A 12,509-nucleotide genomic window follows, 5' to 3' on the forward strand; every position below is an offset into this window, starting at 1 on the left:
CAAGACAAGTCTATTTGTGCCATTGCCATTCAAATCGATAATTTAGCGCATTTTGTTGATAACTTTGGCGATATTATTGGTGAAGTGATTTTAAATAAAGTGGCTAAACAAGTTCAAAAGTATGTAATGCAAAGTGGTTTACCGGGGCGTACCGCTAAAGATCAGTTCACTGTTTTATTAGCTGACATTGATCCAGAAACAGCAATTCTCATTGCTGAAAAAGTTCGTAAAGGTGTAGAAAAACTGCGTTTTGTAAGCTCAAAAAGTGGCGCAAAACTGCCCAGCATTAACTTATCGCTTGGAATTGCTCAGCATCAGCAAAAAGAAGACTTTAACCAACTGGCTAAAAAGGCATCACACGCGGCATTTAAAGCCCGCTCTCTTGGCCAAAGTAGTTTTACCGCCGGCCAATAAAACACCTGATAAATCATATTCAAATTGCACCTTCGGTGCACAATAAAGTACACTAGTGCTTATTGCCACGATAGAGATTAATCATGAACGAGACCCCAGAAAAGACCACGCACTTTGGCTACAAAACCGTTGCTGAAAACGAAAAAGCATCAATGGTTGCAGATGTATTTCACTCTGTTGCGGCTAAGTACGATGTAATGAATGATTTAATGTCTTTTGGTGTCCACCGTTTATGGAAACGTCAAACTATAGCCAGTTCAGGCGTGCGTAAAGGCCATCATGTTCTTGACTTAGCCGGTGGTACAGGCGATTTAACTGCAAAATTTAGTCAACTGGTCGGTGAAACTGGCCAAGTGGTTTTGGGCGATATTAACTCATCTATGCTCAAAGTAGGTCGTGAAAAGCTTCATAATTTAGGCCTTGTAGGCAATATTGACTACGTACAAATGAATGCTGAAATGCTGCCATTTCCAGATAACAGCTTTGATGTGATCACCATTGCCTTCGGTTTACGTAATGTAACCGACAAAGACAAGGCGCTGCGCTCAATGTATCGCATACTAAAGCCAGGTGGTCGTTTGTTAGTATTAGAGTTTTCTAAGCCAAAACACGAAGCACTTAGCAAAGCGTATGATTTTTACTCGTTCAATTTACTGCCAACAATGGGCAAGCTAGTTGCTAACGACAGTGAGTCTTATCAATATTTAGCAGAGTCAATTCGTATGCACCCAGACCAAGATACGCTTAAAGCAATGATGGATGAAGCTGGGTTTGAACAAACAACGTATCAAAACCTAACTGGCGGAATTGTTGCCCTTCACCGTGGTTTTAAATATTAAGGCACAGAGTCATGGCGCTTGATCAAGCATCTGAAAAAAACAGTGATAATACAGATACATCGACCTTTTTGATGCTACCTAACTTTGTACTTTCGCTTGTTGAGCGCATTTTAAATCAAGCACTTAAACTCGACCCTAACGTTGCCCAAAAGCTAAACACGGTAAAACAACAGCGTTTACTTGTTGAAGTTAGAGACTGGCAACAAACCATACAGGTTGTTTTTGCTGACGAAAAATTACACCTTTATGCCGCTGACAACAGCGATTATAGCGATTGCATGATCAGCGCCGATATAGACACGCTTGTTGCCCTTAAAAACCCAGCCATGCTTACACAGCTAATTCGTCAAGATAAACTCGATTTACAAGGCGACTTGAATATAGCGCAAGCATATAGCGGTGCATTTTCAGGGTTAGACATAGATTGGCCCGAACAGTTATCAAGTTATATTGGCGATGCACCAGCTCAACAACTCTATTTGCATTTTATGTCGATAAAGCGCCATGGTAGCAAAATTAACGCGCAACTAAGCACCACTTTAACAAGCTTATTTCAAGACGAGCTAGCTGTTACAATTCACCCTTTAGAACTTGCACGATTTAAACAACAAAACCGAGAGCTAAAAGGCCAAGTTGCCGCCATAGAGCAGCGTATAAACACTTTATTAAGCGCCAAAACACGCTAAGGACTTTTTGTGTCTTCTTCACGATTGTATTACATCACTAAAACATTACTTAGCTATGGTTTAGACGAATTAGTGCCTAAAAGTAAAACACCTTGGTTTGCAAAAATTGCCAGGGGGTGTTTATTTTGGCTACGAAATCAGCATAAAGAAAAACCTGCAGGACTGCGCTTACGTTTAGCATTACAAGAGCTAGGACCTGTATGGATTAAATTTGGCCAAATGCTGTCAACACGTCGCGATCTACTTCCTCACGATATCGCGCAAGAGCTTGCCTTTTTGCAAGACCAAGTTCAGCCTTTTGAAGGTGAGTTGGCACAACAAATTATAGAAAATGCACTCGAGATTAATGACATTAGCGAGCTGTTTAGTGAATTTTCACAAACACCATTGGCATCTGCATCAATAGCGCAAGTGCATACTGCAACACTAGTTGACAACGATAATATTGAGCAAGATGTTGTTATTAAAGTAATTCGCCCAAATATCCATGAACAAATAAATGCAGACTTAGCATTAATGGAAAAGCTTGCTCAGGTACTTGCTAATGTTCATAACGAATCAAAACGTTTGCGCCCTGTTGAAGTAGTAAAAGAGTATAAAAAAACACTGCTTGATGAATTAGACCTAATGCGTGAAGGTGCCAATGGCATTCAATTAAAACGTAATTTTGATGATTCAGATGCGCTCTATATCCCTACTGTTTACAGTGATTACAGCCGAAGCAACGTGTTAGTGATGGAGCGTATTTACGGTATACCCGTGTCAGATACCGAGTCGTTAATAGCGCAAAATACTAATATGAAATTGCTTGCAGAACGTGGTGTAGAAGTGTTTTTTACACAAGTATTCAGAGATAGTTTTTTTCATGCAGACATGCATCCCGGTAATATTTTTGTATCTCGCGAGCATCCCGAAAATCCTAAATATATTGGTATTGATTGCGGTATTGTTGGTACCTTGAGCAAAGAAGATAAGCGCTATTTAGCAGAAAACTTTATCGCCTTTTTTAATCGCGACTATCGCCAAGTAGCCCAACTGCATGTTGACTCTGGCTGGGTTCCTGAAGATACCAGTATCGAAGAGTTTGAATTTGCTATTCGCACTGTTTGCGAACCTATTTTTAATAAGCCACTTGCTGAAATATCATTTGGGCATGTACTGGTAAATTTATTTAACACCGCGCGTCGATTTAATATGCAGGTGCAACCACAATTGGTGCTACTTCAAAAAACATTACTCTATGTTGAAGGGCTGGGAAGACAGCTTTATCCTCAACTAGATTTATGGAAAACGGCTAAACCCTTCTTAGAGCAGTGGGTTAAAGAACAAGTAGGGCCGCTATCTGTCTTAAAACAAATGTATGCAAACCTACCATTCTGGGCTGAAAAAATGCCTGAGTTACCTGACTTGATTTATCAAAACTTAAAGCGCCCAGTGCGCACCCACACAGTTGTAAAGCCAGCTTCTCATAAAGCGTTAGTGCTTAGCTTGTTGGGGAGTGCTACTTTGGTAGTGTCTGCACTGTGTTATTTGCAACATGATTTAATTGCTGCGGGCGTTACAGCAACCTGTTCCGCCGCGTGTTTTATTGCGGCATGGCGACACACATAAACAAAGTGCTATTTACGGTTTAGGGCGTATAATTAGTATTTAAAATATACATTTAATCATTTTATTATTTGGAGAGAACCATGGGATTGGGCGGCATTAGTATTTGGCAATTATTGATTGTTTTGGCAATCATTGTACTTCTTTTTGGTACTAAAAAATTACGCGGCATGGGGGGTGACTTAGGCGGTGCTGTTAAGGGGTTTAAAAAAGCAATGTCGGATGAAAAACCAACTGAAACAGACTCCCCTGAACAAATTCAAACGTCACAAAAAACGACGACTGATACTGAAAAAACAAAAGACACCGATAAGGCTTAATTAACATGGGCATGTGGGAGCTAGTTGTTGTTTTTATTGTAGGGCTTGTTGTATTAGGGCCTGAACGTTTACCCGTTGCAATAAGAACTGTTAGTCGCTGGATCAAAACTGTTAAATCTCTTGCTAATTCAGTTAAAGCTGAAGTGAGTGAAGAATTGCGCGTACACGAGCTCCACGAAAACCTAAAAAAAGCTGAGCAACAAAACCTACAAGATTTAAGCCCTGAATTACAAAGCTCATTAAGTGAGCTAAAACAGGCTGCAGAATCAGTGACTCACAGCTATAAAAAACAGCCACAAGAATCAGAACCTAACCAACAAATTGATGAAAAAAAGTGAATTTAATTTACCTTTCTATGGTCAACTTACTAAATGGTATAAATAAAAATGGTTGAGGAAGTAAAATCGGGGTTTGTAGCTCATTTAATAGAGCTGCGTGACAGGCTTATAAAATCACTGTTGAGTATTTTAGTTATTTTTATTGCAATAGTATATTTTTCAAACGATATATACGCGTTTGTTGCGCAGCCGTTAGTCTCTCATTTACCAAGCACTGCAACCATGATTGCAACCGATGTCACAGCCCCCTTCTTTGCCCCATTTAAGCTGACTTTATTTGTTGCATTATTTGCGTCTATACCTTGGATATTGCATCAAATTTGGGGGTTTATAGCGCCGGGACTATATCAGCATGAAAAGAAAATGCTGATGCCTATTCTTGCTTCCAGTATTTTACTATTTTATGGCGGTATCGCATTTTGCTATTTTGTAGTGCTACCCATTATTTTAGGTTTTTTTACCAATACGGGGCCTGAAATGATGACCCTAGCGCCAGATATAAGTAGTTATTTAGGGTTTGTATTAAAGCTGTTTTTTGCGTTTGGCGTCGCATTTGAAATTCCAGTTGCTATTATGCTTTTGTGCTGGAGTGGTGCAACGACAACAACGAGCTTAAAAGAAAAGCGCCCTTATATTGTGGTGGGTGTTTTTGTTGTGGCGATGTTTTTAACGCCGCCCGATGTTTTATCGCAGACATTATTAGCATTTCCGATGTTGCTTTTGTTTGAATTAGGTTTAATTTTAGCGAAATTTTACACCGCTAAACCACGAGAAGAAGTTGAGGAATAAAATGAAAAAACAAATACTCTCACTACTGGTTATATTGAGCGCACCTGCATTTTCTGCGCAGTCAGACATTAATACTCAAACGCTAAAAGCGTGTAGCTTTATCGAAAATGACTTTAACCGCCTACTTTGTTACGACAACACAATGGCGGGTAAACCACTTACACAATCTACAGTAACCCAAAAAGTGACAGCGCCAACAACAGCCACCAATGTCCCTGTTGTTGCAGTTGAAGCGCCAAAAGAAGACTTCGGTCTAGAGCACAAAGAAAATCACACAGAAAAAGACAGTGAAATAAAAGCAGCGGTAACATCTGTTGACAAAGCCCCCTATGGTGAGCTGATCATCACTTTGGATAACAACCAAAAATGGCGCCAAATTGGTTCTGATAGCATGCGTTTGAAAGAGTCTGATACTGTAACCATTACCCGCGGTGTATTTAACTCATTTTTATTACGAAAAGATGGTCAAAACCGTTCTATTCGCGTTAAACGAACTAAGTAATGCCTTACACACTGGTTGATGCTGGCGTTAACTTAACAAACCACCAGTTTGATAATGAGCATTCAGATATCATCTCCCGCGCTCAAAGCGCGGGTGTCGAAAAAATGCTGCTTATTGGTTGCGACATCTCATCAAGTGAGCAATCTTTAGCACTTGCTAAAAGCTATCACTTGTTTTCAACCGCCGGTATTCATCCACATGATGCCAAAACAGCAACTGATTCATTAGAAGACCAATTAACATTGCTTGCCACTCAACCTCAGGTTGTTGCTATTGGTGAATGCGGGCTTGATTATAACCGTGATTTTTCGCCTCGAAATGTTCAACGTAGCGTATTGAGACGCCAACTTGCACTAGCCGAAAAGTTAAATTTACCGGTTTACTTGCATGAGCGTGATGCGAGTGATGACATGATCAATATTCTTACGGAGTTCAATGTTCGCGGTGTGCTTCACTGCTTTACAGGAGATGAAAGCGCACTCAAAAGTTATTTAGCATTAGGCCTATACATTGGTATCACAGGGTGGGTTTGTGATGAAAGACGCGGACAAGCATTGCAAGCTTTAGCCCCAAGCATTCCCTTAAACCGCTTACTTATAGAAACTGATGCGCCTTTTTTAATTCCACGCACAGTTAAACCAAAGCCTAAGTCGCGAAGAAATGAGCCAGCACTATTAACGCATGTCTGCCAAACACTTGCTGAGCTATATCAAATAGATGCCAAGAGTGTGGCTAAGCAAACAACAGATAACTTTTATACTGTTTTTGGTTTAGAAGCCCGTTAATGAACAGTTTAAAGGCTGCTATTTGCCTACTTATAGTGCTTTTCACTTTTAAAAGCTTTGCGTCTACCGTAGTAATAAATTCAGATTTTTCATCCCAGATCGTTACAAATCTTACTTATTCTTTTGAGCCTTCATCGATAGAAACAGCTTTACAACTTGAGCCTAATAAATGGCATTCGGTTAACACCAAACTGTTAAATTTTGGCCTAGAAAGCCGCCCTGTTTGGGTTACGTTTGAAATAAATAACACGTTAAATAGTCGCTTTAGTCCATTAATTTTAATAGACAATCCATTTTTAAATGAAGTTCAGCTGTTTCACTTGAGAAATGCACAAATACTGTCAGAAATGCGGCTAGGTGATTCATTCTCGCTTGATGAACGTACTATAAAGAGTGAGTTTTTGTTAACTAAATTAACGCTTCCAGCAAGCTCCTCCACTCGGGTTATTCTCAAAGTTAGTAACCCATCAGGTTTACGTATTCCTATCAGCTTATGGCAACAAGATGTTTATTTAACTCAAAAAGAGGGTCTCAACTTAGTTTATGGATTAATGGTCGGCTTTTTAGCAGCACTGGCATTAAGCTGTATACTTTTGTATGGATTTACTCGAAAGCGCTATTTTGCGCTAGCGGGAGCTATCACTTTCACGCTAGGGCTTTTTTTAGCGTACCTTGGCGGTTTTGGATTTCGTTATTTGCATCCAAATATTCCCACAATCCAACAAGTAATAATGCCAATATTACTTATTTTAATCGCGTTATTGTTTTCCCCTCTTCAACAACAAATGTGCAAGCCTCACGCTCAAAAAATAACACGTGTACAAAAGTTAATAACAAAATTGCTTGCTGTCTCTCTGTTATTTATTTGGCTATTTCCTAACTGGCTAGTCACCGCATATTGCCTAATAATGACCCCTTTTATTTTAACTCTATACTTTTTAACAACCTACTTATCTTCTCGCTCCCACCCTTCAAAATCTATAAATGCATTATTACTAGCTTTAGGCTTTTTTAATGCAGTAACGGTTTATTTTATTATAACCGTGATGGGATGGTACACCTTTGAAACAATGGGGTTGTTCATTGTATCGGTGTTCTTTTTTAGTTGTACATTTTGCTTATGTTATGCAGTTATGAAGCAATTTATAACTGAACGAGATGAGCAGATAATCGAACAACAAACTGTGATTGCAGAAAGTACGGCTCAAGATACACTGTTAAAAGAGCGACTCGCACTTCAAGAAGAAGCTCAGTACGAGCTTGAATCACAAGTGGACGAGCGAACGTTTGAACTACAAGTAACACTTAGAGAACTTGAAGAAAAAAACAGAGAGCTTGAACAGCTCAATACAGAAGATGCACTAACAGGCGCTAAAAATCGCCGCTTTTTTGATAAGAAACTGGTAATGGAACTTCGTCGTTCACGAAGAGAACAAACACCGCTAAGTATTATTATGATTGATATCGATCACTTTAAAACAATTAACGATACCTACGGACACTTAAGCGGTGATAACGTTATAAAAGCAACTGCTGATATTATCAAACGCTTTTTGAAACGACCGCTGGATGAGGTCGCTCGCTATGGCGGTGAGGAGTTTGTAATTTTACTCCCTAACACTGCAAACCAAGGCGCTTTTGATATAGCAGAACAAATACGACTACATATATACCAAAACCCAGTCATTGTTGCAGGTGCTGAGGTTAAATTTACGATTAGTGCCGGTGTCTATACATTTATCGCTGATGATATAAATACCCCTGAGTTATTCACGGAATGCGCAGATAAAGCACTTTATAGCGCTAAGCAACAAGGTCGTAACCAAGTTGTTAATTTTGAAACTATACAATAGGAGCATAGTAATATGGCCCAATCTGGACTAGACCTTTTCCCATATACTCGTATGCGCAGAATGCGCCGCGATGACTTTTCTCGTCGTCTAATGGCCGAAAACCAACTTAGTGTAAATGACCTCATTTACCCTGTTTTTGTACTAGAAGGTAAGAATCGCCGAGAAGTCATCGAATCTATGCCTGGAATTGAACGTTTATCGATTGATTTTTTGCTTGAAGAAGCAAAAGAGCTTGTAGATTTAGGTGTACCTGCCGTGGCTATTTTTCCGGTAACTCCTGGTGACAAAAAATCCCTGATGGCTGAAGAAGCCTTTAATGAAGATGGCTTAGCACAACGTACTGTGCGCGCTTTAAAAGAAGCTTTTCCTGAGCTTGGGGTTATTACCGATGTAGCCCTTGACCCATTTACTACTCATGGTCAAGACGGCATTATTGATGATAAAGGTTATGTAATTAATGACATAACCACTGAAATTCTTGTTAAGCAGGCGCTTTCGCACGCCGAGGCAGGCGCAGATGTAGTTGCGCCATCTGACATGATGGATGGTCGTATTGGCGCTATTCGCGAAGCACTTGAAGCAGATGGCCATATTCATACACGTATTATGGCTTACTCAGCTAAATATGCTTCTAGCTACTACGGGCCTTTTAGAGATGCTGTAGGCTCTGCAGGTAACTTAAAAGGAGCCGATAAGAAAACCTATCAAATGGATCCTGCCAACTCAGATGAAGCAATTAGAGAAGTCGCGCTTGATTTACAAGAAGGTGCCGACATGGTGATGGTTAAACCCGGTATGCCCTACCTTGATATTGTCCGCCGCGTTAAAGACGAATTTGGTGTACCTACTTTCGCATATCAGGTTAGTGGAGAATACGCAATGCACAAAGCAGCGATTGATAACGGTTGGCTGAGCGAAGAAGCCACAATTATGGAGTCTTTACTCGCTTTTAAGCGCGCAGGGGCTGATGGCATATTAACCTATTTCGCTAAGCAAGCCGCGCAATACCTCACTAAAAAGTAAGTAATTGATAAAAAGGCGGTAAAACCGCCTTTTCGTTTACATTCATTAACATAATTGTATTATTTTTGTCATTTAGATTCTCTAAACTGGTGTCCCATTTTGGGATTTAAATACACGGGAATAATAAAAAATGTTAAAAACAAAAATAACGCCACTGGCGCTTGTACTAGCAGGTCTTAGTGCACCAGCGTCCGCTGATCTAATCATTTCTGAATATATTGAAGGTAGCAGTAATAATAAAGCCATTGAACTTTATAATAATGCTGATACCGAGATTTCTCTTGAAGGCTATGTTTTAGGACTTTATTCAAATGGTAGCAGTTCAGTTGGTAACTCGATTGATTTAACAGGTACATTAGCCGCTAATACTACCTACATAATTTCAAATCCGGGTGCAACAGCCGACATACTGGACATTGCAGATACAACTAGCACTGTGACTTACTACAACGGTGATGATGCCCTTGTTTTAACTAAAGACGGCGTGATTGTTGATAGCTTTGGCCAAGTGGGGGTTGATCCTGGGTCATTTTGGTCCGATGCTACGGCACAAACACAAAACAAAACGTTACGCCGTAAGCTAAGCATAACGTCAGGTCGCACCGATTCAACTGCTGAGTTTTTACCAAGTGAAGAGTGGGAACAGTTTGATATTGATACCTTTGACGGTCTCGGTTCTCATGCGGGTAATGGTGGCGGAACAGAACCTGAACCAGATCCAATTGATCCAATCGTATGTGCTGCAGACAAAACGCTAATTAGTGCTATTCAAGGCGAAGGAAACGAAAGCCCACTAGTTGACACACTAGTAGAACTAGAGGGTATTGTTACTGCCGACTTCCAAGGTGATGATGAACTTAAAGGTTTCTTTGTAACCTCTCTTGCCGCTGATGAAGATACAAACCCACTAACTTCTGAAGGTGTATTTGTTTACTTTGCAGATACAGATGTAAACGTTGGCGATCACGTACGTGTTCAAGGTACAGTTGATGAATACTTCGATTCAACGCAAATATCTGATGTTGTTCAAGTTGCGGTATGTGCAACGGGTCAATCAGTAAGTGCCACTAAAATTTCTTTACCTTTAGCAAGCCAAGATGATTTAGAAGCCTTTGAAGGAATGCTGGTTACTTTAGACCAAGAGTTAGTTGTAACAAATAACTTTGGTTTAGGCCGTTACGGTGAAGTTGAGCTTGCAACAGAACGTTTATACCAAGGCACACAAGTTGCTATGCCTGGCGATGCAGCTAACGCAGTTGAAGTAGAAAACTTAACTAAAAAAATCTTAGTTGATGACGGTTCAACTGTTCAAAACTCAGATCCTACTGCTTACCCGACCCCAGGTTTATCAGCAGAAAACACATTACGTACAGGCGATAGTGTGAACAGCGTAACGGGTGCTTTAGCGTATAGCTTCAGCACATACCGTATTCACCCAACAGTTGCACCGCAATTTATTGCAACTAACCCACGTGAAGACGCACCGGAACTAAATCCTGAAGCAGACCTGCGAGTTGCAAGCTTTAACGTTTTAAACTACTTCAACGGTGACGGCCAAGGTGCTGGTTTCCCAACTAGCCGCGGTGCTGACTCACTTGAAGAGTTGGTTCGCCAAGAAGCTAAGTTAGTAAGTGCAATTAGCGCAATGCAAGCTGACGTTGTTGGTTTAATGGAAATTGAAAACGATGGCTTTGGTGAGTTTAGTGCAATTGCAAGTTTAGTAAACGCACTAAATGATGCTGACAGTGCTAACGAATATGCTTTTGTAGACTTTAACGTTAACCAAGTTGGTACTGATGCAATTACGACAGCACTTATTTACCGCGCAAACAAAGTTGAAGAAGTAGGGTCTGCTGCTATTACTACCGCAGCACCATTTGATTTCAGCAACCGTACACCTATCGCACAAAGCTTTAAATCGTTAGAGTCGCAAGAAGTATTTACTGTTGCTGTCGCGCATTTAAAATCAAAAGGCGGTTGTGGTAGTGCAAGTGGCGCTAATGAAGATCAAAACGATGGTCAAGCATGTTGGAATGAAATCCGTACAGAAGGTGCAAGCGCATTTGCTGATTGGTTAGACAGCAAACCAACAGGTGTAGACGACGAAGATATTATCTTAGTGGGTGATATGAACGCCTACGCGATGGAAGATCCAATTCGCAAATTTGACGAAAAAGGCTACAAAAATGTTGTTGCTGAGCTTGATGGTAATACATTAGCTTACTCTTACAGCTTCTCAGGCCGTGCTGGTAGCCTTGACCATGCAGTGGCGACTGAGTCTTTACTTAGTAAAGTAGTGGCTGCTAAAGATTGGCACATTAATGCCGATGAGCCTATCGTACTTGATTACAATGTAGAGTTTAAGAGCGAAGGGCATCAGTCTACTCTTTACTCAGAAAGTGCATACCGCGCGTCTGATCATGACCCTGTGATTGTTGATATCAAATCTGAAGTTGTGCTTACACCAGAAGAACAGACTCCTGTGGTTGCCCCAGATCAAGTATTCTCTATTGATGAAAACAGCGCTGTAGGTACTGTTATTGGCATGCTTGATTACTCAGATCCTAACCCTGAAGATTCACCTGTTGTTAAATTTATCGTGTCTGAAAACGATAGTGTGTCAATTAATGATCAAGGTCAGCTAATTGTTGCTGGTGAAATTGATTATGAATTTGAAAACCGCATTACGTTTACTGTACAAGTTGAAGATAGCGTTGGTAATGTATCAAAAGCTGAAAAAGTTGCTGTGAAGGTAAATAACTTGCGTTCAGATGATGATAACGATGCTGGCTCATTGCTTTGGTTATCTCTTCTTTTAGCACCACTTTCTATAGTGCGTCGCTTTAAAAAGAAATAATTAGCTTAAAGTAAAAAATAAAAAGCCGCATTCGCGGCTTTTTTTATTCCTCTGTAAAAATAATTCAGACAAGCTTCAGCTATCCCCCCTTAATATCTTTTGCGTTAGGTAGTTCATTTTTTATTAAATGTAACTTTACAAACCTCGTAACTTCAGTACTTAACATCAAATTCATAGATTAATTTAGGCTTACCCATTAAGTAAAAAAATCACTTTTAAATGTGACCTAGCCGTTTTCATAAAGGAAGAAAAAATGAAGCAACTTATCAAATTAACAACACGATGGCAGTCTCATACTAAATCGATTTTGGGTTTATTTATTGCACTTTCAACATTTGCAGTTAGTAACCAAGCATTAGCAAGTACCACCAAAGCCTCTATTTCACAAAGTAGTTTATTTGATGTTATCAGCGCACGTGCAAAAAAATTAGCCAGTGAAGACTATAAGGCGCCAAACAATATTGAACTTGATGCACTAAATAACATTAATTATCA

At 40.0% G+C, this 12,509-nt stretch carries 12 protein-coding genes and 1 pseudogene; all 13 read left to right on the forward strand.

All coding sequences use genetic code 11. The annotated features are described in order from the left end of the window. On the forward strand, positions 1-414 hold a 414-nt coding region (locus BCG07_RS12280), incomplete at its 5' end, for a GGDEF domain-containing protein (RefSeq protein ID WP_286890349.1). Positions 415-497: 83 nt separating this feature from the next. Then, entirely contained in the window at positions 498-1,253 is a 756-nt protein-coding gene (gene ubiE, locus BCG07_RS12285) for a bifunctional demethylmenaquinone methyltransferase/2-methoxy-6-polyprenyl-1,4-benzoquinol methylase UbiE (protein ID WP_006793864.1), read from the forward strand. 11 nt (positions 1,254-1,264) lie between these two features. Then, a complete protein-coding gene (locus tag BCG07_RS12290) occupies positions 1,265-1,939 on the forward strand; it encodes a ubiquinone biosynthesis accessory factor UbiJ (protein ID WP_286890351.1) in 675 nt (224 codons plus the stop codon). 9 nt (positions 1,940-1,948) lie between these two features. Further along, a complete protein-coding gene (gene ubiB, locus BCG07_RS12295) occupies positions 1,949-3,550 on the forward strand; it encodes a ubiquinone biosynthesis regulatory protein kinase UbiB (RefSeq protein ID WP_286890353.1) in 1,602 nt (533 codons plus the stop codon). Positions 3,551-3,630: 80 nt separating this feature from the next. Then, the gene (gene tatA / locus BCG07_RS12300) at positions 3,631-3,867 is read left to right on the forward strand and encodes a Sec-independent protein translocase subunit TatA (RefSeq protein WP_008127151.1); all 237 of its coding nucleotides are present in this window, start codon (positions 3,631-3,633) and stop codon (positions 3,865-3,867) included. Between the two features lie 5 nt (positions 3,868-3,872). After that, positions 3,873-4,205 (forward strand): Sec-independent protein translocase protein TatB, encoded by a 333-nt coding sequence (gene tatB / locus BCG07_RS12305; RefSeq protein ID WP_006793860.1) that lies wholly within the window; start codon positions 3,873-3,875, stop codon positions 4,203-4,205. Positions 4,206-4,253: 48 nt separating this feature from the next. Continuing rightward, entirely contained in the window at positions 4,254-4,994 is a 741-nt protein-coding gene (gene tatC, locus BCG07_RS12310) for a twin-arginine translocase subunit TatC (RefSeq protein ID WP_243532276.1), read from the forward strand. A 1-nt stretch (position 4,995) separates the two neighbouring features. Continuing rightward, positions 4,996-5,496: a hypothetical protein gene (locus BCG07_RS12315; RefSeq protein ID WP_008127154.1), complete on the forward strand. Its 501-nt coding sequence runs from the start codon at positions 4,996-4,998 to the stop codon at positions 5,494-5,496. Beyond that, positions 5,496-6,281, forward strand: coding sequence for a TatD family hydrolase (locus tag BCG07_RS12320; RefSeq protein WP_286890355.1), 786 nt, complete (start codon positions 5,496-5,498; stop codon positions 6,279-6,281). The genes BCG07_RS12315 and BCG07_RS12320 overlap by 1 nt, the downstream gene beginning before the upstream one ends. Continuing rightward, the gene (locus BCG07_RS12325) at positions 6,281-8,134 is read left to right on the forward strand and encodes a sensor domain-containing diguanylate cyclase (protein WP_286890356.1); all 1,854 of its coding nucleotides are present in this window, start codon (positions 6,281-6,283) and stop codon (positions 8,132-8,134) included. The genes BCG07_RS12320 and BCG07_RS12325 overlap by 1 nt, the downstream gene beginning before the upstream one ends. Positions 8,135-8,146: 12 nt before the next feature. Continuing rightward, positions 8,147-9,157: a porphobilinogen synthase gene (gene hemB / locus BCG07_RS12330; protein ID WP_243532269.1), complete on the forward strand. Its 1,011-nt coding sequence runs from the start codon at positions 8,147-8,149 to the stop codon at positions 9,155-9,157. A 130-nt stretch (positions 9,158-9,287) separates the two neighbouring features. Next, on the forward strand, positions 9,288-12,014 hold the full coding sequence (locus BCG07_RS12335; protein ID WP_286890358.1) for an ExeM/NucH family extracellular endonuclease: 2,727 nt from the start codon (positions 9,288-9,290) through the stop codon (positions 12,012-12,014). Positions 12,015-12,267: 253 nt separating this feature from the next. Further along, a pseudogene (locus BCG07_RS12340) lies at positions 12,268-12,509 on the forward strand (glucan biosynthesis protein D); the annotation flags it as partial.

The organism is Pseudoalteromonas sp. ESRF-bin5, assembly GCF_002632075.1.
In the GTDB taxonomy this organism is placed as follows: Bacteria; Pseudomonadota; Gammaproteobacteria; order Enterobacterales; family Alteromonadaceae; genus Pseudoalteromonas; species Pseudoalteromonas marina.

Coding starts and splice junctions, on each gene's coding strand:
- tatB (WP_006793860.1), top strand. CDS start 3,873: ATGGGCATGTGGGAGCTAGTTGTTGTTTTTATTGTAGGGCTTGTTGTA.
- BCG07_RS12315 (WP_008127154.1), top strand. CDS start 4,996: ATGAAAAAACAAATACTCTCACTACTGGTTATATTGAGCGCACCTGCA.
- hemB (WP_243532269.1), top strand. CDS start 8,147: ATGGCCCAATCTGGACTAGACCTTTTCCCATATACTCGTATGCGCAGA.
- BCG07_RS12325 (WP_286890356.1), top strand. CDS start 6,281: ATGAACAGTTTAAAGGCTGCTATTTGCCTACTTATAGTGCTTTTCACT.
- tatA (WP_008127151.1), top strand. CDS start 3,631: ATGGGATTGGGCGGCATTAGTATTTGGCAATTATTGATTGTTTTGGCA.
- BCG07_RS12320 (WP_286890355.1), top strand. CDS start 5,496: ATGCCTTACACACTGGTTGATGCTGGCGTTAACTTAACAAACCACCAG.
- tatC (WP_243532276.1), top strand. CDS start 4,254: ATGGTTGAGGAAGTAAAATCGGGGTTTGTAGCTCATTTAATAGAGCTG.
- ubiE (WP_006793864.1), top strand. CDS start 498: ATGAACGAGACCCCAGAAAAGACCACGCACTTTGGCTACAAAACCGTT.
- BCG07_RS12290 (WP_286890351.1), top strand. CDS start 1,265: ATGGCGCTTGATCAAGCATCTGAAAAAAACAGTGATAATACAGATACA.
- BCG07_RS12335 (WP_286890358.1), top strand. CDS start 9,288: ATGTTAAAAACAAAAATAACGCCACTGGCGCTTGTACTAGCAGGTCTT.